Source organism: Bacillus sp. EKM501B (assembly GCF_011800505.1).
GTDB classification, from domain to species: domain Bacteria; phylum Bacillota; class Bacilli; order Bacillales; family Bacillaceae_G; genus Bacillus_A; species Bacillus_A cereus.
In genome coordinates this window covers 72,858-93,099 of the sequence record NZ_JAALFZ010000011.1, presented here as the reverse complement: position 1 = coordinate 93,099, position 20,242 = coordinate 72,858, and the positions used below count along the sequence as shown (strand labels likewise).

The following is a 20,242-nucleotide window of genomic DNA, read 5'->3' as shown; positions in this document are numbered from 1 at the left end:
ATTAGAAATATAACATCTTATCGAAAATCATACGTACAAAAAAAGACACTTCAAACGAAGTGTCTTTTTTTACTTTAGTGATACCCTTTAGCAGAGTCTTTATGAATTTTATTTTTAAAAATACTGTAGCTCCAAAGCTGATATCCAATAACGATTGGTACCATAACCATTGCAACGAAGAACATAATTTTTAAGTTTAATTGACTACCAGCTGCGTTATATAACGTTGTACTGTATGCATCGTTAATACGAGATGGTAACATTCTTGGGAACATACCTGCAAAGCCAGTTGTCATAAACATTGCGATTGTTAGGCAAACGAATGTGAATGCAAGGCCAATTTTATGTTTGTACACCATAATAAGTGCGAGTACACTCATTAGCATTGCAAGTACTGGAAGAATGAATAGTACCGGATATTCCGTAAAGTTTTGGAATAAGTTTGTCCGATTAGCAGTTGCTACATAGAAGATAGCTAAAATAATAGCAGCTGCCATTGAAAATGGTCTTGCGATTTTATAAGCACGATCAGATACTTCACCAGTCGTTTTAATCATGACCCAAAGGGCACCGGATACGACAAATATAGCAGTGAAGAAAAGACCACCTAATATACCGTAATGGTTTAGTAAGCTAAGTAAATTTCCTTCATAGCCATTTTTTCCGATTTGTAGTCCGTAATAAAGATTAGCGAACGTAACACCGAATAAGAAGGCGATTAGGAAACTGCCAATTGCAAATGCCCATTTACAAGTTTTTTGCCAAATTGGTGAATCATCTTTATGCATGAATTCCAGTCCAGCGGCACGAGCAAATAGTGCAAGTAATACTAAGAATAACGGTGTATATAAATAACTAAACATATTAGCATATGTGACTGGGAAGGCAGCAAATGTTGCGCCACCAGCTGTAATTAACCATACTTCATTACCGCCCCAGAACGGGCCAATTGCTTCTTGTAATTGATTTCGTTCTTGTCGATCTTTCGTAACGAAAGGAAAAATCATTCCGTTACCAAGTGCATACCCGTCAAGAATGAAGTAAACTGTCCAAATCACGCCCCATAAACCGAACCAGATGATTGCAAGCATATCATGAGACATGAGCTACACCTCCCTCAGTAGCAGGTTCTTCTAATGCGGCAGGTCCTTTTTTCGCGAACTTCAGCATTAAGTATACGTCTGCGATTAAAAGTAAAGTGTAGAATAAAATTAAACTAATTAATGAGAACCAAATTTGCGGGACAGATATAGGTGATACAGATTCTGCTGTACGCATTAGTTTATATACTGTCCATGGTTGACGACCTACTTCAGCGACAATCCATCCTGCGTTAATTGCGATATAAGGAAGTAAGACAGACCATATTGTAATTTTCAAATAACGTTTTGAGTTTTCTAGTTTTCCTTTTCGGTTTAAATAGAAGCCATACCAAGTTAATGCCATAAAGAACATGCCGAGTGCAACCATTAAGCGGAAGCTATAATACACGAGGTTAACATTTGGACGTTCATCTTTCGGAATATCTTTTAAACCAACAATTTCGCCATTAAATGAATTTGTGTAGAAGAAGCTTCCGAGTTTTGGAATCGTAAGGAATTCAAAGTTCTTCTCATTTTTTACATCAGGAATTTGAACAATTGAGAAGCCTTGTCCTTTTCCAGTTTCCCAAACTGCCTCCATCGCAGCACCTTTTGCGGGTTGATATTTAGCTGCTGATACACCAGATTGATGTCCCATAAACGGTGTAATTGTTGCGGCGAATAAGCCTAACATTAAACCAAACTTAAATGATTTTTTGAAGAATTCTACTTCATTTTTACGTAATAAGTGATAAGCACTAATTGCCATAACGAAGAAAGCACCTACGATATAACAACCAACTACAGTATGGAAGAACATGTTCCAAGCGTATGGATTCGTAACGAGTGCCCAGAAATCATTTAATTCAGCGCGGCCGTTACGCACGACGTATCCAACAGGGTTTTGCATAAAGCCGTTTGCTGTAATAATCCAAAGGGCGGAAATGTTTGTTCCAAGTGCAACCATCCACATACAGAAGGCACGGAACTTTGGTGAAATTTTGTCTTTACCGAATAACCATATTCCCATGAAAGTAGATTCTAAGAAGAAGGCAACGAGTGCTTCGATTGCGAGAGGTGATCCGAAAATGTCTCCCATATATTTGGAGTACTCAGACCAGTTTGTTCCAAATTGGAATTCCATCGTAATCCCGGTTATAATCCCCATTACGAAGTTAATTGTAAATAATTTACCCCAGAAATTTGCCATTTTACGGTATGTTGGATTCAATGTGCGGGCGTATTGAGTTTCCATACATGCTACTAAAATGACAAGTCCGATTGTCAAAGGTACAAATAAAAAGTGATAAAAAATAGTAATTGCAAATTGAAAACGACTCAGTAACAGAACGTCGGACATAATAAATATTCACTCCTTTTTTACATTATCTACAATCAGTTTATAGTGAAAATACGTTTAAAGTATGTGAAACTTGTTACAAAGATGTGTGTATATTTTGAAAGAATTATGTCGATTATCTGAAAATATCTTATTTTTACTATAAAGCGATATCCTTTTTGAGTTTTTCATATTTTGGTACACTATTTATGTAGTGTAAACGAGAGAAAAGAGGGTCCTTTACTATGAAGTCATTAGAAGAGATTTTGCAGTACAATGAGAAATTTGTTGAAGAGAAAAAATATGAAGAGTTTGTAGCGGGGAAATTTCCAAACAAAAAGATGGTAATTATTTCTTGTATGGATACACGACTTGTCGAACTATTACCAAAAGCGATGAATATGCGTAACGGTGATGTGAAAATTATTAAAGTAGCAGGCGCTGTTATTTCACATCCATTTGGAAGTATTATGCGTAGTATTTTAGTCGCTGTATACGAACTTGGCGCTGATGAAGTATGTGTAGTTGGTCACCATGATTGTGGTATGGCAAAAATTCAAGCAAGCAGTACGATTGAGAGAATGAAAGAACGCGGTATAACAGAAGAGAAATTAGATATGCTTCGTTATTCTGGAATCGATTTAGAACAATTCTTGCGCGGTTTCTCTAGTGTGGAAGAAAGTGTAGAACATAGCGTATCAGTACTTCGCAACCACCCATTACTTCCGGAAGAAGTACCTGTTCACGGTCTTGTTATAGATCCTGATACAGGAAAATTAGATTTAGTTGTGAATGGTTACGACAATTAAGAATTTACTTTGTCATCCTTTTTATCTGGGACAGGATCAAATCCTCCCGGGTGGAAAGGGTGACATTTTAATATACGTTTACAAGTAAGCCAAAAGCCTTTGAGTGCACCATGTTTTTGAAACGCCTCTAATCCGTAATGAGAACAAGTTGGATAAAAACGACATGTTGGTGGCGTCATCGGAGAAATGAACTTTTGATAAAAGCGTATAATCCCAATAAAAATCTGTTTCATAACGGTCTCCTTTTCAGCATATTCTTAAAGTATTATAGCACGACTGTACATAATACTTTACTAATGTGCATTTCCGTTATATCATATTGGATATAACGGAATTAAATTAAAAGCGGGAGAGATGTTGTATGCCATCAGTAGAAAGCTTTGAATTAGATCATACGATTGTAAAGGCACCTTATGTAAGACATTGCGGAGTTCACAATGTAGGTAGTGACGGTATTGTAAATAAATTTGATATTCGTTTCTGTCAACCGAATAAACAAGCAATGAAACCAGATGTTATTCATACGTTAGAGCATTTATTAGCATTTAATTTACGTAAATATATTGATCGTTATCCGCATTTTGATATTATCGATATTTCACCGATGGGCTGCCAAACAGGATATTATCTTGTAGTAAGCGGAACACCGACAGTACGAGAAATCATTGATTTATTAGAACTAACATTAAAAGATGCGGTTCAAATTACAGAAATTCCGGCTGCAAATGAAACGCAATGTGGTCAAGCGAAGCTTCACGACTTAGAAGGAGCACAACGCTTAATGAACTTCTGGTTAAGCCAAGATAAAGATGAACTTGAGAAAGTTTTTGGATAAAAAGAAAAACTGCCTGTGAAAGGGCAGTTTTTTTATTGTGCTAAGAGCGACCATACTCTTCTTTTGTATGAAAATATATTAGATACTCCAACATATAAAATAAAGGCAGAACAGAGAAAATAAACAAATGCTTTCGCTTTTTGCTGCTGCTTTATTTCATCGATTCCCAAAAGGGTGAACACGTAAGGTAAAAGAATAGTGAAGTTTGCAAAGAAGCTAAATAGGGCGAGAGAAAGAGCGATAGTGGCGATTATAATTCGAATGTTTTTTAACATGGAATCCCCCTTAGTAGAAAGACATAGTTACTGAGAGAAAATAATTATAAATGCTAAATTGGTCAAAATTTCATTCTACATGTAGTGAAAGTAGTTCGATATTAAGAAGAAGAATATAAGACCAGAAACGAAAAAATACGGGATACTCATTGATTTTCGTCCGGATTTTAATTCATTAATTCCTAGAAGAATAAAGGAACAACTGAGAATAAATTGTAAGTATGGAAGAAGTGAAAAATTATCGGTAACATGGACATAAGTGCTTAGAGTGAGTAAGAGAAGCATGAGAAATGCTAAAAAAATCCGTAATATAGTTAGAGTTAGCATTGTATAGCCTCCTTTAGACCATTTACTAGAATATTTCTGTGAAACCAATAAATAAAGCAGCGGCCCCTGCTAGTAGAGCGAGCAGACTACCTCCTGTTTGTCGTTTTAATATTTCCTCTAAACTTATGGTGAGGGCCATACCTCCTAAAAAGATGAACATATAAGGCATTATTTCTCTACTACCAGTAAAAAATCCATAGATTGCTATAGATAAGGCAATAAGTGATAAAGTAATCCGCCCCCCTTTTTAGCATAAAAGACCTCCTCTTATTTTATGTAGGTAATAATGAGAACTATCCAAATGAAAGCACCGGCAATAATACAAATAAGTCCAGTTGCTAATTCCTTTTTCTTTATTTGTTCAAATGCGATGAGAAACATTAAAGCCCCTAATAGAAATTATGAAAGAGGTAAAAATTTATTTTGACCTGTATATGATCCAATTGCCGACATAACGATCACAGTGAGGGCTACTATGATGCGGAGTATACGAAGCATATTATGAATCCTCCTTATTCTTTTTTGTATAAGGATTATCTTCTAGTTTATCGACGGAATGTTTATAAGCATAGCCTTTATTAATTGTCATGATGGAGAGTACGAGGATGATTAGGACGATGATAATACCGATAATTAATATTTTGAACATAAAACCCCTCCTTTTCTTTATTTTACATAATTTTGTAATTGATGAAAACAATAGAAATTAAAAGGATGAAAGAAGGGTGTTACATGGAGACGAAAAAAACATATTATATATCAATAGGAAACGGTCAAATTTCACAAGTGAAGACGGCGGATACTTATAATTTTGAGATTTCCGCAAATGATGAGGAAATTACGGAATTAAGAGAGCACTTCGATCAAGCATATGTAGAAGATTTAGGGTCATTTGTACGCTCCCACGTTCCATTTGTTGAGTATCATCACGATTCAAATAATGACCGATATGATGAACAACTACAAAAAGCATATAAAATGATTTATGATTTAGGAAATCATGAGACGAAAGAATTAGTCGCGCAAATGGGAATAATCAATGGATTGTAATTGGATAATATTATGCAGAAAAGCGAGAATATGCTACAATTTGTGGTAGGAAAAACTTGTAACCATCAATAGGGGAGTAATGGCATGTACAAATTTAAAGATTATTACCACAACACTGTACAATTATCGTTTGAACGTTATCCATTTTCTCCTGAGCCAAAGCATGTTTGGGTTGTATGCCGGTACGGGGATCAATGGTTATTAACGCATCATTTACGTCGCGGTCTTGAATTTCCAGGTGGTAAAGTAGAACTAGGGGAAACACCGGAAGAAGCGGCAGTTCGAGAGGTTCATGAAGAAACCGGCGGCATAGTTTCTGATTTAACTTACTTAGGACAATACAAAGTATCTGGAAAAGACAAAATAATCATTAAAAACATTTATTTTGCAACAATTAGTGCGGTAGAAGAACATACGCATTACGAAGAAACGAAAGGGTCTGTTTTATTAAAAGACATTCCTGACAACATTAAAACGAATAGAAAATTTAGCTTTATAATGCGCGATGACGTATTAGCGCGTACGATGAAACATATAGAAGAAATCGGCTGTTTTACGAAGTAAAGTAGCCGGTTTCTTTTTTTGTATGTAAGAATAAATGTAAATATATCTTTACATTATTTTGGGTATATTATACAATTTTGTAAAGATATATTTACATTTTAGGAGGGGGAAGATGGATAAAAGAAAAGAAACGACTGTTACTGTTTCGATGGTTAAATTAAACTTTTCTTTATTTTTTATAATAATTGCTTTGTCGTTTGGAATTGGTTATTTGCATATATTTCTTTCAGGTGGGGTTCAAGTTGAAGTTACATTATTAACGATGTTTCTTTTTATTATCGCAATGATTGTTCTCGTTTGTATTCATGAGGCGATACATTTAATTGGCTTTCGCTATATCGGAGGTGTTCCGTGGAGTGAACTAAAATGGGGCGTTAATTGGAAATTAGGTGTTGCATATGCTCATTCTAAACAGGCGGTTACAGTAAAGCAAATGAAGAAAGTGTTAATGCTTCCGTTTTTACCAACTGGAATTTTGCCAATTGTATTGGGATTAGCTATGAATCTGGAGCCACTCTCATTTTTAGGAATTCTACTAACAGGAGGTTGTATCGGTGACATTGCCGTATATCAAAAAGTTTCAAAGTTTCCAGATGATGCGCTAGTAAAAGATCATCCGAGTAAACCTCAGTTTACAGTGTATGAATAATAAGAGGAGGCGTTTGTGAAAAACGCCTCCTCTTATTATTGTTACTTTTGGTTGGTGAATTGATATATTGTGAAAATCGCTGATATAATTTATTTGTTATTATTGTGTTGATACCTCCACCTCTAAAAACGAAAGCACCTCCAACAAATCATCTACGATACGTGAATGCTTAAAATTCCCCCAAAACGAATCTTTTTTCCAAACACCAAGAATCCCTACTTGTTCAGAACCAAGCACATCGTTTTCTGGATGATCTCCAACATAAAGACATTCTTCTGCCTTCACATCTAGTCTTTGCAAAGCACGTTCGAAAATTTCAGGATGAGGTTTTTTAATTCCTTCAGCTTCTGAAACGAGAATGGTGTTTGTATACGTATGTATATGTAGTGCTCGAAGGTTGCTCATCTGAAATTCAGTAAAACCATTTGTAATAATACCAATTTTAATGTTTCGCTGTTTTAACTGTTGAAGTAGTTCATGCGTGTTTTTGAAAGGAATACAATGATGTTGGAAGTTTGTAATATAGTCGTGTAGTAGTTGTTCTTGCGTTAAAGTAGTAATGTTGTATTCGGAAAGGAGAGTAGCATATACTTTATCCTTCCACGTATAGCCATTATTATCGAGTTCAAGAAATCGAGAACAATACTTTGATTTCTCTATGCTCTTCAAATGTGAGGCGAAGCGATTATATTGCTCACAAATAAATTGTTCTAAAGATTGGCGCCGATCTAATAGTGTTCCATCTAAGTCGAATAAGATTGCACGAATCATGGGAAGCCTCCTTGCAGTTTTTATAATTAATTATCGCATATTCGTAAAAAAATGATTATGATATTTTGTAGAATGGAATAATGGGGGATTGTATGAAGGAACTGTATGGCAAGTTAGTGTGTTGTATTATAGCAAGCAGTTTAGTTGCAGGATGCGAGAGTGCTATCGAGGTTACGAAAGAAAAAGAAATTTGTAAAACAGAAGAAGAGTGTACGCAAATAGGAGATAAAACATTACAAAAAGTATATAAAAAGATAGAGGGACTTTCAGAACTTGAAAAAGAAGAGGATTATGACATAGAAGAGTATGAAAGTATGAATATGAAAGAGGCGGAACAGAAAAAAGAAGAGGATGACAATTACTTCTTTTTAGCTTCTTATTATATCGATGATGATGAAATTGTAGATCCTTATTTTGAGAAATTGGATCGTAAGAGATTGAATAAAGTTTTTGCAGATGACAAAGTAGCAAAAGATGATTTGTTAAGCCAGCGGCAAGATAGAGAGTATCATGAAACGTTATGGGACATGTATCGCACTCTCATTCCAGTGAAATATCGTGAGAATATAACAGGGTTGGATTTAATAACGGATGGTTATGACGGCGTTGTTGCCCATGTCATGCCAAGTATGGATGACCCGAGAGATTGGTTGCTTAGTTTAGACGTGCTCGATTCTGGGGTGAATATAGATGAAGTGATGAAAACATTAATTCATGAAACGGCTCACGTATTAACGATTGGGCATAAACAAGTACCAGTGGATAGGAAATATTTAGAGGCGTTTGATGAAGAGAAAGACATTTCATCATATCGAAATAAATGTAAAACGGTGTTCTTGAAAAATGGATGTGCGAGAAAAACTTCGTATATTAACCAATTTTATAATGAATTTTGGAAACCAATTGAGCAAGAGTGGACAGAAAAGAAAGTAGAAGAAAGTGAAGAGGCACAAATTGAATTTTATAAAGAAAAGCATGATGATTTTGTATCGCTGTATGGAACAACAAATGTAACGGAGGATATCGCAGATACATTTACAGCGTTCATTTTACAAGATTCAAAAAAGGTGAAAGAAGGAACAGAGTTAAAATATAAAAAAATTGCTTTCTTCTATCAGTTCCCTGAGCTTGTAAAAATGAGAGCGGAAGTGCTGTCGGGATTATATGATGTTTCAAAAACGATAGAACAACAAAGTGGAGACTAATGTGAGTTATGCTTTCGATATAGTTTCGTTAAAGAAAAGCGTGAAGAATTTTTAATTCTTTGCGTTTTTTTATGTTGATAAAATTGAAAATTCTGTATTTTTATTAAAAAGAAGAAGGAACTTGCGGTATAAAATAGAATTAGTATAAAAATGTCACAATTTAGACACAATTATAATGCGCGTGTTGTAGGGACTATAAGTTTACTCTCGAGGAGGTAATGAAACGTATGAAAACGATTCTTGCTGTTGCTGGTCTCATTTGGGTAATGTCTCACGGTTTTCCGATTTTTGAAGGGGAGCAAATTCGTAGTGCTTTGAATGAAAAGTTTAATGATTATCATGTGATAGATCGAAAAGATAATGTCGTTACAGTACGTGTGAAAGACTGTTTCCATACAGTTACGGTTGCGGATGGAAACATTACAAATGAAACGAAAATGTGTGATAAAAGGTAAAAGAAAGAAGCTGACTATAGCGCACTGTTTTGAGTCAGCTTCTTTTTCTTTTTCCAATTAGAATTTTTTCAAATGCCTCAACAAATACATACATAAGAGTTGCAAGAACACATGTGAGTAGTACGCTAAGTAAGACGAGTGTGAAGTTAAAGACTTGGAATCCGTAGCTAATTAAGTAGCCAAGTCCTTGTTTGGAAACGAGAAGTTCTCCGAAAATAACACCGACCCAGGATAAACCAACATTTACTTTTAACGTTGAGATAATTGCTGGAAAGGATGCAGGGAGAACGACTTGCTTATAACATTGCCATTTATTTGCGCCAAATGTGTCCATCACTTTTATATAGTTAGAATCGACTTCTTGAAATGCACTGTAAATAACGAGAATGGTAATGATGATGGAAATGATTACTCCCATTGCGATAGAAGATGAAATGTTTGGACCGAAAATAACGATGATGATTGGACCGAGTGCAACTTTTGGCATTGCATTTAGGACGACGAGGTAAGGATCAAGTACGCGGGCTAGAAGTGGCATCCACCAAAGAAACGTGGCAATAATAGCACCGAGTACCGTTCCGAGAATGAAGCCTACTCCTGTTTCCAGCAATGTCGTCCATATGTGGACCCAAAGTGAACCGTCGATCCATTTCGTTAAGAAGAGATCCCAAATACTCGAAGGAGAACTAAAGAGTAAAGGATCGATCCATTCTTTTTTGCTAGCTATTTCCCATAGTGCAAAGAAAAGAATAAGTAGTAAAAGCTGTAATGAGCGAGCAATCCAAGCACGCCTGCGTTCTTTCTTTCGAAATTGTTCATGTAGTTGTTTTATATTATCCAAGTCGTTCCAGCTCCTTCCATATATCTTGAAAGAGGGCTGGGAAATCGTAGTGATGGCGTGCTTCTAACGGTGATAAAGAACGGATACTTTCCGGGACGATAAAGGTTTTTGCGATTTTTCCAGGATTCGCTTGCAGTAAATAAATACGATCACTCATCGCAATCGCCTCTTCAATATCGTGAGTAACAAGTAGTGATGTTTTCTTATATTTATTTAGTAAGTTGAAAACGAGTTCTTCTAGTTTTAATTTCGTTTGATAATCGAGTGCGGAGAATGGTTCATCTAGTAATAAAATTTTCGGATCAGTTGCTAACGTTCGAACGAGAGCAGCACGTTGACGCATACCGCCGGATAGTTCACGAGGATATTGTCCTTCTACCCCATGTAGACCGACTTGTTTTAAAAGATTTAAAGTATGTTCTTTCATCTGTTCATCATAAATCTTTCGAATATGAAGTCCAAGCATAATATTTTCTTCAATTGTTTTCCACGGGAATAAGTAATCTTGCTGCAACATATATCCCATAGATGAAGTTTTCGTTGTAATTGGTTCACCATCTAAAAAGACGATACCATCAATTGGATCAAGTAGTCCAGCAATGATTGAGAGGAGCGTTGTTTTACCGCAACCACTTGGGCCGAGTATAGAAATAAATTCGCCTTCTTCCACTTGTAAGCTCATATCTTCGAGAATAAGTTTGGCATTCTCTTTTGCGAAAAAACAGTGAGAAACGTTACGTATTTGTAAAAAACTCATACACTTCGCCTCTATTTCTTAATAACGCTTTCGGCAATTTTTGTATTGACGAGCGCTTCATGTGGGACTTCTTTTTGTAATTCACCAGCATCTTTCATAATCGTTTGGAGCTGTTTCCATTCTTCCGCATCTAGTAGTGGATTTGTCGCATAAGAATGTTGTTTTTTATACCGTTCAATTACTTTTACTGTAATGTCTTTCGAAGTGTCTTTAAATAGCGGAGAAACAGCATCAGCAATCTCTTCTGGACTATGTGTATCAACCCATTGCTGTGCTTTATAGAGCGCACGTGTGAACTTTTCAGCAGCAGCTTTATCTTTCTTTAAGAAACTTTCTTTTGCCATGAACGTTGTATAAGGAACAGTACCAGATTCATTTCCGAATGAAGCGACGATATAACCTTTACCTTCTTTTTCGAATATGCTTGCAGTCGGTTCAAAGAGCTGCACAAACTCTCCTGTACCAGATGCAAAGGCATTTGCAATATTAGCAAATTCGATATTTTGAATTAAGTTCGTATCTTTCCGAGGATCAATGCCATTTTTCTTTAAAACGTATTCCCCAACCATTTGCGGCATGCCGCCTTTACGCTGTCCTAAAAATGTAACACCTTTTACGTCATTCCAATTAAAAGAGTCTAGTTTTTTACGTGAAACTAAAAATGTCCCATCTGTTTGTGTAAGCTGTGCAAAGTTAATGACAGGGTCTTTCGCTCCTTGTTGATGAACGTAAATAGACGTTTCAGAACCGACGAGAGCAATATCAATTCCGCCAGATAATAGGGCGGTCATCGTTTTATCGCCACCAGCTGTTGTTTGTAGGTCAATATTTAGTCCTTCATCTTTAAAAAATCCTTTTTCAATCCCGACATATAATGGGGCATAGAAGAGAGAATGGGTAACTTCGCCAACGCGAATGTTTTGAGTTTGTTCTTTCGTACTTTCTTTTTTACTACTACAAGCAGCAAAAGTAAAAACAGCTAGTAACATGATGCAAAAAATCGCGATTAATTTTTTCACTATATAACACCTCCTAGAAGTCACTCTACAAGCATGATATGTAGGTAAGTGCCCATATGTGAGTGTAGATAGCAGGAATTTTTTGGGTGGTAAAGAAGTACAAATATAAGGGGTGATAAAATGGAGTACGAATACGATGATAGCGTACATTTACATCTTGATTATTTCGGGACAGAATGTGATATGGAATCGATCGCTTATAAGAGGAAGAATGAAGACGTATGGGATGTGTATTTTAATTTTGGAGTATACGGTATTCAGAAAGACGATGTAGAGTTAGGTAGGTTTATGGACGAATATGCCGGTTATTACGTTTTTTCTGTACATGCTCGCGATCTTAGTTGGGAATTTGGAAGTGCCCAGTTTGAAGAGTGGGTTTTGAAAAATCGGATAGTAGAAAAAACGCTACAAAAATAGGAGGAATTTTGTGATTGGATTTCTCATCTTATTATTTATTTTTGTGGCCGGATTTTTTATCGTGCAAATGCTTATTTACCGATTTGCAAAGAAAAACATCCATAAATATACAAAAATAAAATGGTTTCATATGTGGCTACATATGAATATGAAAAAAGGACCGAGATTAGATTTTTTTGATTTTGTAGTTATAGTGCTCGTATGTATCGTATGGAAAATATGGCTGCTTCCTTTTATATAATACACATACTAATCATTTTCTCTTTTCGTTATAGTAATAGTTGTAAAAAACTTGCATTTATACGTAAAACAGTGAGTGGTGTTGTGAAAGATATTTTGACAAATACAGACACACATACATACGGAATTAAAGTGTGATTACAGAATGGACAAATTGGCCGTGTGTAAAGTGTGGGGGAATAAGAAAGAGGTCGTCCAACGGTGGACGACCTCTTTCTTATTATGCTTGATTAGTGCGGAAGAATGGAAGCTTCTGCACAATGTGAATTAATCCGTATGCAAGAATTAAGCACATAAGAGGATTAATGAAAAATCCATAGCGATTAATTGCTAAGAATAAGTTTGAGAAGATAATGTAAATAATTGAACTTGCTACTAGCATCATAACGCGTTTATGTTTAAATGAATTTAGCATGAAGCAGAAGCTGCTCAAGAATGTACCGATGATAAACACTCTATGACATAGTTGCATAAAGTTGTGAATACGATATTGGTCTACAGCAGGAGCTGTTTTGAATAATTCAATTGTTTTACCGACAGTGAACCAAGAGAACCAATAAGTGAAGTCCGTCTTAAATCCGTTCTTAATTAATTCTTTTGCGTATGCACCTTTGTCATCTAAGCCTTTAGCTCTCATTTCATTTACTATATTTTCATATCCAATTTTATTAAATGGATCTGCACCGGCAATTAGTGGATCTGCACCTTGGGTTGAGAATAAAATAAATTGGTTGAGTGCTAAGTAGTTACGAACAACCCATGCGCCAATAATAAAGAAAGGTCCGATAAACCATAACAATCCGATTCGAATGGATTCTTTAAATCCATATGTAAATAACACAACAAGAACAGGAATGAGCATCATTGGAGCTGGATTTGGACGGAACATAAGTAAAATTGAAACGACAATTCCAAACCATATATGGAATTTCACTTTATTGTATTTCCATGCGAGAACAAATACATATACACATAACGCCAATAAGAATATGGATGGAACTTCTGTTAGCAATGTACGGAAGTATGTATAGTTACTTGGATAAATAGCATATAAAATACTTGCAACAATTCCATAAATGTTTTTTTCGAACAATTCTTTTCCTATTAAGAATACTAATAGCACTGTGCAAAGGTTCATGATCATGTTAATAACAGTTGCTACGTAATAGTAAGGAATGGATGTAATATCAGAAATAATCATAGCGCCAGCTAATAGTAATGGCTGACCTGGTGTAATATATGCATTTTTCCCTGGAACTTCACTAGGTTCTAAATACACATAACCAAATACACCATGTTTTAATAGTTGTTCAGCTGTTAACGAATAGTTAAAGGCATCATTTGCACCATATGTTACTTTGACTAACTCTCCATCTAATCCTGGCTGTTTTACTAAACAAAAAACGTGCAACAGGAAAGAAAGCGCCAAAATTGCATATACCGCTTTAGGCAAACTCTTAAACTTAGTAAGCAAAAATGAGCAACTCCTTTTTTATTAATTCTTTCGTATTTTTATGTGAAATCTTTAATAGTATTAAGGATTTCCAAAACATAGTTATTATATCATAAAGTGGAATGCTGAAATTAAGTTTTTCAAGAATGAGTAATTTGTATACCACAATTTAACTGTTGATTAAGGGAATATTAAGACAATACATTTATGGTAGAAGCAAGTATGCAGACGAAATATGTAATATATGTTATTTTAATAGAAATAGTTCTTTCGATGCGGGGGAAATTAAGACATAGAAACGAGGGAATGAATTGAAGTATGGTTCTACACTTTTTCATCTTCCAAAAAGAAATATATTAATTTCTAGCATTATAAGTAGTATGGTGACTTTATTAGTAATAACTATGCTGTTTATGATTTTAAAGGTTTTTAATTTAGACATGATGAAAGATCATTTAAATCAAAAGCTTGTTTTAAGTGTTATGATGATTTTCATATGGGGCATAACGTTTTATATTACGCATTTCAATAAAAAAGAGATGTCTATACTTAGAGCATCCCTGCGAGTGCATTTTATATTACTTTTATTAGCTCATACAGTAGCGTTATTTTATATTGTCATGCAAGTTAATATGAGTTTCATAGAGGCAATGAATTGGATTTACTTTTATAATATGCAGTTTATATTAAGTTTTGTAGTAATTTATGCAATATATATTCTTGTATATAATTTAATAGGTAAGGTTTTTCTAAGTATGGTTTTAACGAGCTGTACGTTAGTCATTTTATGTATTGTGAATTATTTGAAGCTTATTTTCAGAGGTGATCCGTTATATCCTTCTGATTTCACACAAATTACGCATATGCAATCTGTTATACCGATGGTGATGGACTATTTTAGTTGGAGTTATATTTTTGTCATTATCGTAAGTATCGTAGCTTGTATTGTAGCAGGGATATATATGAGAAGGTATATTCAAAATGTAAAGATTCATCTAGGAATAAGAGCCTTATTAGTAGTAGGATCTATTTTTGTTCTATATGCGTACGGTAATTTTGCGAATACATTTATGAATAAAGTATTTCAAAAATCAGGTGTAGATTTTGTTTTGTGGAATCAAAATGAGAACTACGCTTCAAATGGTTTTGTACTTGGGTTTATTAGCAATTTAGATACAACAGTTATGGAAAAACCAAAAAATTATTCTAAAGAAAATATGCTTCAAATAGCAAACGATATAAAAAAACAATATAGTGGAAATATAGGGAATCAAAAGAAAAAAGAGAAACCGAATATTATTTTTGTAATGAGTGAATCGTTTTGGGATCCGACGAAAGTAACCAACCTTTCTTTTAGTGAAGATCCTGTACCAAATTTGCATCATTATATAGAAAACTTTCCTGGGGGACAAACTATTTCTCCTACATTTGGGGGAAATACAGCGAACGTTGAATTTGAGGCATTAACAAGTTATTCAATGAGTTTGTTAAAGCCAGGTTCTATACCATATCAGCAGGTTATTACAAATAAGAAAGAAATTCCATCAATCCCTACGGCGTTGAAAAAAGAAGGGTATTACACAAGTGCAATTCATTCATTTGGTCGCACATTCTTTAAACGTGATGATGTATATAAGGTGTTAGGATTTGATAAGTTTAATGCAGAGGACACGATGAAAAATGTGGATATTGATGGAGATTATATTAGTGATTTAGCGATGAGTAAAGAGATAATTGCTGAGTTAGAGGAACAAAAACAGCCTACATTTATTCATGCAGTTACGATGCAAAATCATTTTCCATTTACAGAGGGCCGATTTGGTGAAAACCTAATAGAAATTAGCGGGCTAGAAAATGAAGAATCAAAGGGAGAATTAGAGACGTATACAGAAGGGTTAAGACGTTCAGATGAGGCACTTCAATATTTAATAGAGCAACTAGATAATTTAGATAGACCTACATTATTAGTATTCTTTGGAGATCATCTTCCATCACTAGGAACAAATAAATCTTTTTATAAAGAAAACGGGTATATAACGAATGAAAAAACACCGAGTGAACGTTTAGCGATGGCGCAAACGCCGCTATTAATGTATGCAAACTTTGATATGCCAAATGATAATTTAGGTTTAGTAAGCCCAATTCATTTTTCTAATCTTATTTTTGATTATGCAGGATTAAATAAATCCTTATTTTATCAATTTTTATCGGAACTTTACAAGGAAATACCAGTGCTTAGAGATGAATTAAAAGTTGATAAAAATGGAGAAGTAATCAATGATTTAACAAAGAAACAAAAAGAAATGTTAGAGCAATATAAAATGCTCCAATATGATTTACTCGTTGGAAATCAATATAGTACAGATATCCTCTTTAAATAAAAGAAACAAAAAGAACTTGTATAACGATACAAGTTCTTTTTTCATAGTATTTAACGGGGTAACCAGACAAGCTGGGTTTAGGGAGTATTACCTGTACATTTAGTATATATGAAAATGTAATCGTTTTATTTGTGTATTTGTGAGAAATATGTGAATTTTATGTTTTGTGAAAAAATCTATTATATTAACTTTCGTTCTTGTATTGCAGTTGTTATGCATGTAAAAATTTTATCAGTTCTTTATTTAATTCATCCGCTTGATCGATTGGTGAACCATGACCACTATTTGTAAGAGCATGTAACTGAGAATTTTTAATTCGTTGTTGCGTAAGCTCAGCACTTTTGTAAGGAATTAGTTGGTCGTGAACGCCGTGGAAGATTTTTGTTGGGACGTTAATTTTATTTAAATCTTTCGTTACATCTTCATTTGCAGCTGCTTGTAAAATTTTGATAAGGGCATAAGAAGCGGACTGCATACCGAGATAAGAAAACCATTCAAGGGTTGCAGCCCCTAAGTTTCTATTGAAAAAGGATAAAGATACGTCATTTAAAAATTTTGGTAAATTAGCATACATTTGATTAATGAGAGCATCTGCTTGTTCTTTCGGTACACCGTAAGGGGACTCTTGATTTTTAACGAAAGAGGGGGAGACAGCGTCAATTAATGCGAGCTTAGAAATGCGGCGCCCATGATAGCGAGACATATAGCGAATAGAAAGAGCACCACCAACTGAGAAACCGACTAATGTAGCGTTCTCTACTTGGAGTGCTTCTAGAACAATTGCGATATCATCGGCTAATCGATCATACGTGTAACCAGTCCATGGCTTATCAGATTGCCCATTCCCTCGTATATCCATGGCGATACAACGAAAGCCATGCTCTGGTAAAACATTGATTTGATATTGATACATTTGATGATTTAAAGGCCATCCGTGAACGAAGAAAACAGTCTTACTACCTGGACCAGGATTAACGTCTTGCACAAAAATATGCACATCTTTCTCGACAGTAACAAACATAAAACTCCCCCTGTTCTATCAATAGGCTCCATTCTAAAAGCTTTGTTTTACTTTTTAGGCCGTCTATATAAAACATCCTCCATAATAGACGTATTAATGATCATAGATTTTATGCTCTGTATATAGTCTAAATATATTGCGTTTTTGGTACGATTTTCCTCAAATGTTCGATTTATCTTTGTTTGTCTATGAAAATCATTTATTATAATAAATGGTATTCTTTGAGATGTTATTTTGAAGGGGTGTTGAAGTGAAAGAAAGTTTTCTATCATATAAAGAAGAAGAAAGGAATGCAAAACTCCTTTTATGGGTGTTATATGTCATTGTTATTGTATATCAAATTTTCTATGCAATCGTATTAGAAGATAAATCAATAATGGATAAGGGATACAACATAATATGGCAAGTTATTTGCGGAGTAGCAATACTATGCGTGAATATATATTTACTGAAAAAAGAGAAGGCAAACCTTGTTAAATATGCATGGATATTTGCATACATAGGGATAGAAATCGCTAATATAGTTTCGTATATTTTTTATAATAAGGCGGCGTTTGATGCGACAAATATAATAGAAATTATTCTCATTTTCTTTGTACCCATATTTTTAAATAAAAAATTTTATGTGTTTTTGCTTTCCTCTATTGTAGGAAAATATTTAATTTATTTATTTGTATTAGAGGAAATAAAAGCATTTATGTTCCTTATTATGTGTACACTTATGTTAATAGTTGCATATATCATTTTAAATCGATTTTTACAATATCTTTCAGCCGTAAAGGAAAGTATTGCGATTGCTAGTGAATCACAAAAATTAGCAGTAATCGGAAAAATGGCAGCGACTGTTGGACATGAAATTAAAAATCCACTGGCTTCATTAAAAGGATTTACGCAATTACAACGAGAGAAGCATGAAGAGGATCCTATTTATAAACGTATGATTTTTGAAATAGAAAATATGAATAATATGATAAGTGAGTTGATGGAAGTTGCTACATGCAAACCTTCTATTTATAAGAAACATGATGTAGGAAAAATTGTATTACAAGTAATAACAAGTCTTCGCGGAAAAATGAATGAATTAAACGTGCAGTTTATTTCTAATGTGGAAGAAAAAACAATAGAAGTTGAATGTGATGAACGAAAAATAAGAGGAGTCTTTTTATATACGATAAAAAATGCTTTAGAGGCAATGGAACAAGGTGGCATATTACATTTGCAATTAGAGAATAAAGGGAAAGAATATGTAATAATCAGCGTAATCGATAATGGTCATGGTATTAAGCAAGAAAACTTAACCCGTGTTACAGAAGCCTTTTATACAACGAAACAAGATAAAATTGGTCTGGGACTTACGGTAGCGAATCGAATTGTCGCCGAGCACCTTGGTGAGCTGCATATTTCAAGTGAAAGAGATACTGGAACGAGAATAGACATCATTCTCCCAAGGAAGTGTGGAAATACTGAAATCCAAGTGGAAGAAAAGCTAGGAGTTACCATATGAATAAAGGCTATATATTTAAAAATGAAGAAATAAAGGCATTGAAAGTATTTTTAAGTTTATTTTTTATTATATTTTTTGTGTATGATCTTGCCTATGAATTTATCGTACCTTTAATCGCGGGAGAGCAAGAAGGCGTAGGAAAGTTTGAAGATGGTTTAGGTTTATGGCTTTACTTTTTGACGGTAGTATTGTTTTGCAGTGGAATATACTTTATGAAATGGAAGAATGTTTTTGTGGTAAAGTATATTATTCTAATTGGCTATAATGTATTAGATTGTATCCATAACATTATGATTTATTATGGTAGCGATGCGGAATTTGACGGTGGAAATATAGTAGAAGTATTTTTTATTTTGTTCGCACCAATCTTTGTGAACAAAAGATATTTCTGGTTAGTTCCAGCGATACTTGTCGGGAAGTACGCTCTTACAGGAATCATTATTCAATCTTCTCTCGTTTTAATCCCAATGGCATTATATAGTGTATTTACTATTATATGTTGGATTATATTTTTGAGGGTTCAGTCTTACGTTCGTACGCTTGAGATGATGGACAAAGAAATAAAACAAACAGAAAAACTAGCAGCTGTTGGAAAAATGGCAACGGTTATTGGTTATAAGATTAGAAGACCTTTAGCAAACTTAAAAAAACTTGTGAATAAACAAGCCGACAAGCATCCAGAGGATAAAATTTATAGTGATATTATGAAACAAGAAGTAGATCGGATTCATATAATTGCTACAGAACTTAGTGGATTTGAGAAATCTAAATCACTAGAATCAGAAACTCATAACATACAAGAAATTATCTCTTATGTTATTCGAGTTATGGAAAAGCCTGCTTTAAAACAAGGAGTCCACATACAAGGTATTTACAGTAAAGACTTACCGTCCATTACATGTGATGAAAAACGATTAAAACAGGTCTTTTTTAATTTAATCAAAAATGCAATTGAAGCAATGTCAGTTGGGGGAACAATTACGATTAAAGTTACTGTAAAAGATGGAATCATCGTTCAAGTGAAAGATGAGGGATGTGGTATTCCAAAAGATAAAATTCCAAAGTTAAATGAAGCCTTTTATACAACGAAAGAAACAGGAACTGGTCTAGGTTTAGTAGTTACAGAAAAAATTATTAAAGACCACAATGGTAAAATGAGTTTTGAAAGTGAAGTTGGGGTTGGAACAACGGTTGAGGTTATGTTACCACTGCATTAAATAGAAAAAACATCACTTATTTGGAAGTAAT

At 34.4% G+C, this 20,242-nt stretch carries 24 protein-coding genes and 2 pseudogenes; 13 read left to right on the top strand and 13 right to left on the bottom strand.

Annotated features, from left to right (window positions below; genetic code table 11):
* Positions 1-74 precede the first annotated feature (74 nt).
* Both cydB and cydA read right to left on the bottom strand, forming a co-directional pair.
* The gene (cydB, locus tag HFD78_RS19625; protein WP_000017662.1) at positions 75-1,103 is read right to left on the bottom strand and encodes a cytochrome d ubiquinol oxidase subunit II; all 1,029 of its coding nucleotides are present in this window, start codon (positions 1,101-1,103) and stop codon (positions 75-77) included.
* Positions 1,093-2,442, bottom strand: coding sequence for a cytochrome ubiquinol oxidase subunit I (gene cydA, locus HFD78_RS19620; RefSeq protein WP_001286194.1), 1,350 nt, complete (start codon positions 2,440-2,442; stop codon positions 1,093-1,095). Before cydA ends, cydB begins: the two co-directional genes overlap by 11 nt.
* A 224-nt stretch (positions 2,443-2,666) precedes the next feature.
* On the opposite strand from cydA, the gene HFD78_RS19615 reads away from it, so the two are divergent.
* The gene (locus tag HFD78_RS19615) at positions 2,667-3,230 is read left to right on the top strand and encodes a beta-class carbonic anhydrase (RefSeq protein ID WP_000838164.1); all 564 of its coding nucleotides are present in this window, start codon (positions 2,667-2,669) and stop codon (positions 3,228-3,230) included.
* Here the strand turns inward: HFD78_RS19615 and yidD are convergent.
* Positions 3,227-3,463 carry a membrane protein insertion efficiency factor YidD gene (yidD, locus tag HFD78_RS19610; protein WP_000809334.1) on the bottom strand — a complete coding sequence of 79 codons (237 nt, stop codon included), beginning with the start codon at positions 3,461-3,463 and terminating at the stop codon, positions 3,227-3,229. The two genes, HFD78_RS19615 and yidD, sit on opposite strands and share 4 nt — an antisense overlap.
* Before the next feature lie 128 nt (positions 3,464-3,591).
* Here yidD and luxS point away from each other — a divergent pair, with 128 nt between their 5' ends.
* Positions 3,592-4,065 carry an S-ribosylhomocysteine lyase LuxS gene (gene luxS / locus HFD78_RS19605; protein WP_001141371.1) on the top strand — a complete coding sequence of 158 codons (474 nt, stop codon included), beginning with the start codon at positions 3,592-3,594 and terminating at the stop codon, positions 4,063-4,065.
* Positions 4,066-4,097: 32 nt separating this feature from the next.
* Here the strand turns inward: luxS and HFD78_RS19600 are convergent, their stop codons facing one another.
* The 4 genes and pseudogenes from HFD78_RS19600 to ytzI all read right to left on the bottom strand — a co-directional run bounded on the left by HFD78_RS19600 (position 4,098) and on the right by ytzI (position 5,316).
* A complete protein-coding gene (locus HFD78_RS19600; protein ID WP_061138891.1) occupies positions 4,098-4,340 on the bottom strand; it encodes a DUF3953 domain-containing protein in 243 nt (80 codons plus the stop codon).
* A 352-nt stretch (positions 4,341-4,692) separates the two neighbouring features.
* Entirely contained in the window at positions 4,693-4,902 is a 210-nt protein-coding gene (locus tag HFD78_RS19595) for a DUF3953 domain-containing protein (RefSeq protein WP_097813953.1), read from the bottom strand.
* A 32-nt stretch (positions 4,903-4,934) separates the two neighbouring features.
* A pseudogene (locus HFD78_RS19590) lies at positions 4,935-5,165 on the bottom strand (DUF3953 domain-containing protein).
* A gap of 1 nt (position 5,166) precedes the next feature.
* The gene (gene ytzI / locus HFD78_RS19585) at positions 5,167-5,316 is read right to left on the bottom strand and encodes a YtzI protein (protein WP_000472790.1); all 150 of its coding nucleotides are present in this window, start codon (positions 5,314-5,316) and stop codon (positions 5,167-5,169) included.
* An 83-nt stretch (positions 5,317-5,399) separates the two neighbouring features.
* Between ytzI and HFD78_RS19580 the strand changes: the two genes are divergently transcribed.
* From HFD78_RS19580 to HFD78_RS19570, 3 genes are all read left to right on the top strand, one after another.
* Positions 5,400-5,717: a hypothetical protein gene (locus HFD78_RS19580; RefSeq protein ID WP_000448409.1), complete on the top strand. Its 318-nt coding sequence runs from the start codon at positions 5,400-5,402 to the stop codon at positions 5,715-5,717.
* A gap of 84 nt (positions 5,718-5,801) precedes the next feature.
* Entirely contained in the window at positions 5,802-6,281 is a 480-nt protein-coding gene (gene mutTA / locus HFD78_RS19575) for an antimutator 8-oxo-(dGTP/GTP)ase (protein ID WP_000276385.1), read from the top strand.
* A 112-nt stretch (positions 6,282-6,393) separates the two neighbouring features.
* A complete protein-coding gene (locus tag HFD78_RS19570) occupies positions 6,394-6,930 on the top strand; it encodes a DUF3267 domain-containing protein (RefSeq protein WP_000361289.1) in 537 nt (178 codons plus the stop codon).
* A 99-nt stretch (positions 6,931-7,029) separates the two neighbouring features.
* On the opposite strand, the gene HFD78_RS19565 is transcribed toward HFD78_RS19570, so the two are convergent.
* Positions 7,030-7,701: an HAD family hydrolase gene (locus HFD78_RS19565; RefSeq protein WP_000617256.1), complete on the bottom strand. Its 672-nt coding sequence runs from the start codon at positions 7,699-7,701 to the stop codon at positions 7,030-7,032.
* Positions 7,702-7,793: 92 nt separating this feature from the next.
* On the opposite strand from HFD78_RS19565, the gene HFD78_RS19560 reads away from it, so the two are divergent.
* A complete protein-coding gene (locus HFD78_RS19560; RefSeq protein WP_114159786.1) occupies positions 7,794-8,906 on the top strand; it encodes a recombinase family protein in 1,113 nt (370 codons plus the stop codon).
* A gap of 227 nt (positions 8,907-9,133) precedes the next feature.
* Complete coding sequence (locus HFD78_RS19555) at positions 9,134-9,361, top strand: hypothetical protein (protein WP_000849112.1); 228 nt, start codon at positions 9,134-9,136, stop codon at positions 9,359-9,361.
* A gap of 34 nt (positions 9,362-9,395) precedes the next feature.
* Here the strand turns inward: HFD78_RS19555 and HFD78_RS19550 are convergent, their stop codons facing one another.
* Genes HFD78_RS19550 through HFD78_RS19540 form a run of 3 tightly spaced genes read right to left on the bottom strand, consistent with a single transcriptional unit; the run spans position 9,396 to position 11,978 of the window.
* Positions 9,396-10,202 (bottom strand): ABC transporter permease, encoded by an 807-nt coding sequence (locus tag HFD78_RS19550; protein WP_000368771.1) that lies wholly within the window; start codon positions 10,200-10,202, stop codon positions 9,396-9,398.
* Entirely contained in the window at positions 10,195-10,959 is a 765-nt protein-coding gene (locus HFD78_RS19545) for an ABC transporter ATP-binding protein (RefSeq protein ID WP_000009025.1), read from the bottom strand. The genes HFD78_RS19550 and HFD78_RS19545 overlap by 8 nt, the downstream gene beginning before the upstream one ends.
* An 11-nt stretch (positions 10,960-10,970) precedes the next feature.
* Positions 10,971-11,978 (bottom strand): ABC transporter substrate-binding protein, encoded by a 1,008-nt coding sequence (locus HFD78_RS19540; protein WP_000733151.1) that lies wholly within the window; start codon positions 11,976-11,978, stop codon positions 10,971-10,973.
* Between the two features lie 120 nt (positions 11,979-12,098).
* Between HFD78_RS19540 and HFD78_RS19535 the strand changes: the two genes are divergently transcribed.
* The 3 genes and pseudogenes from HFD78_RS19535 to HFD78_RS29570 form a co-directional block, all read left to right on the top strand.
* Positions 12,099-12,395, top strand: coding sequence for a DUF3986 family protein (locus HFD78_RS19535; protein WP_000455580.1), 297 nt, complete (start codon positions 12,099-12,101; stop codon positions 12,393-12,395).
* A gap of 10 nt (positions 12,396-12,405) precedes the next feature.
* Positions 12,406-12,636 carry a hypothetical protein gene (locus tag HFD78_RS19530; RefSeq protein WP_030028720.1) on the top strand — a complete coding sequence of 77 codons (231 nt, stop codon included), beginning with the start codon at positions 12,406-12,408 and terminating at the stop codon, positions 12,634-12,636.
* A 65-nt stretch (positions 12,637-12,701) separates the two neighbouring features.
* A pseudogene (locus HFD78_RS29570) lies at positions 12,702-12,773 on the top strand (DUF2196 domain-containing protein); the annotation flags it as partial.
* An 82-nt stretch (positions 12,774-12,855) separates the two neighbouring features.
* Here the strand turns inward: HFD78_RS29570 and HFD78_RS19520 are convergent.
* Entirely contained in the window at positions 12,856-14,109 is a 1,254-nt protein-coding gene (locus HFD78_RS19520) for a glycosyltransferase family 39 protein (RefSeq protein ID WP_000956220.1), read from the bottom strand.
* A 290-nt stretch (positions 14,110-14,399) separates the two neighbouring features.
* Between HFD78_RS19520 and HFD78_RS19515 the strand changes: the two genes are divergently transcribed.
* On the top strand, positions 14,400-16,469 hold the full coding sequence (locus tag HFD78_RS19515) for an LTA synthase family protein (protein WP_061654618.1): 2,070 nt from the start codon (positions 14,400-14,402) through the stop codon (positions 16,467-16,469).
* Positions 16,470-16,680: 211 nt separating this feature from the next.
* Here HFD78_RS19515 and HFD78_RS19510 read toward each other — a convergent pair whose 3' ends face one another.
* The gene (locus HFD78_RS19510) at positions 16,681-17,490 is read right to left on the bottom strand and encodes an alpha/beta fold hydrolase (RefSeq protein ID WP_097813950.1); all 810 of its coding nucleotides are present in this window, start codon (positions 17,488-17,490) and stop codon (positions 16,681-16,683) included.
* Between the two features lie 250 nt (positions 17,491-17,740).
* On the opposite strand from HFD78_RS19510, the gene HFD78_RS19505 reads away from it, so the two are divergent.
* The gene (locus HFD78_RS19505) at positions 17,741-18,994 is read left to right on the top strand and encodes an ATP-binding protein (RefSeq protein ID WP_061654617.1); all 1,254 of its coding nucleotides are present in this window, start codon (positions 17,741-17,743) and stop codon (positions 18,992-18,994) included.
* Positions 18,991-20,211 carry an ATP-binding protein gene (locus HFD78_RS19500; RefSeq protein ID WP_001032637.1) on the top strand — a complete coding sequence of 407 codons (1,221 nt, stop codon included), beginning with the start codon at positions 18,991-18,993 and terminating at the stop codon, positions 20,209-20,211. Before HFD78_RS19505 ends, HFD78_RS19500 begins: the two co-directional genes overlap by 4 nt.
* Positions 20,212-20,242 lie beyond the last annotated feature (31 nt).

Bases quoted from the DNA above. Each gene is read 5' to 3' on its own strand.
- luxS (WP_001141371.1), top strand. From the start codon at position 3,592: ATGCCATCAGTAGAAAGCTTTGAATTAGATCATACGATTGTAAAGGCA.
- HFD78_RS19580 (WP_000448409.1), top strand. From the start codon at position 5,400: ATGGAGACGAAAAAAACATATTATATATCAATAGGAAACGGTCAAATT.
- HFD78_RS19500 (WP_001032637.1), top strand. From the start codon at position 18,991: ATGAATAAAGGCTATATATTTAAAAATGAAGAAATAAAGGCATTGAAA.
- HFD78_RS19555 (WP_000849112.1), top strand. From the start codon at position 9,134: ATGAAAACGATTCTTGCTGTTGCTGGTCTCATTTGGGTAATGTCTCAC.
- cydA (WP_001286194.1), bottom strand. From the start codon at position 2,442: ATGTCCGACGTTCTGTTACTGAGTCGTTTTCAATTTGCAATTACTATT.
- HFD78_RS19510 (WP_097813950.1), bottom strand. From the start codon at position 17,490: ATGTTTGTTACTGTCGAGAAAGATGTGCATATTTTTGTGCAAGACGTT.
- mutTA (WP_000276385.1), top strand. From the start codon at position 5,802: ATGTACAAATTTAAAGATTATTACCACAACACTGTACAATTATCGTTT.
- HFD78_RS19545 (WP_000009025.1), bottom strand. From the start codon at position 10,959: ATGAGTTTTTTACAAATACGTAACGTTTCTCACTGTTTTTTCGCAAAA.
- HFD78_RS19560 (WP_114159786.1), top strand. From the start codon at position 7,794: ATGAAGGAACTGTATGGCAAGTTAGTGTGTTGTATTATAGCAAGCAGT.
- yidD (WP_000809334.1), bottom strand. From the start codon at position 3,463: ATGAAACAGATTTTTATTGGGATTATACGCTTTTATCAAAAGTTCATT.
- HFD78_RS19535 (WP_000455580.1), top strand. From the start codon at position 12,099: ATGGAGTACGAATACGATGATAGCGTACATTTACATCTTGATTATTTC.
- HFD78_RS19570 (WP_000361289.1), top strand. From the start codon at position 6,394: ATGGATAAAAGAAAAGAAACGACTGTTACTGTTTCGATGGTTAAATTA.
- HFD78_RS19565 (WP_000617256.1), bottom strand. From the start codon at position 7,701: ATGATTCGTGCAATCTTATTCGACTTAGATGGAACACTATTAGATCGG.
- HFD78_RS19600 (WP_061138891.1), bottom strand. From the start codon at position 4,340: ATGTTAAAAAACATTCGAATTATAATCGCCACTATCGCTCTTTCTCTC.
- cydB (WP_000017662.1), bottom strand. From the start codon at position 1,103: ATGTCTCATGATATGCTTGCAATCATCTGGTTCGGTTTATGGGGCGTG.
- HFD78_RS19615 (WP_000838164.1), top strand. From the start codon at position 2,667: ATGAAGTCATTAGAAGAGATTTTGCAGTACAATGAGAAATTTGTTGAA.
- ytzI (WP_000472790.1), bottom strand. From the start codon at position 5,316: ATGTTCAAAATATTAATTATCGGTATTATCATCGTCCTAATCATCCTC.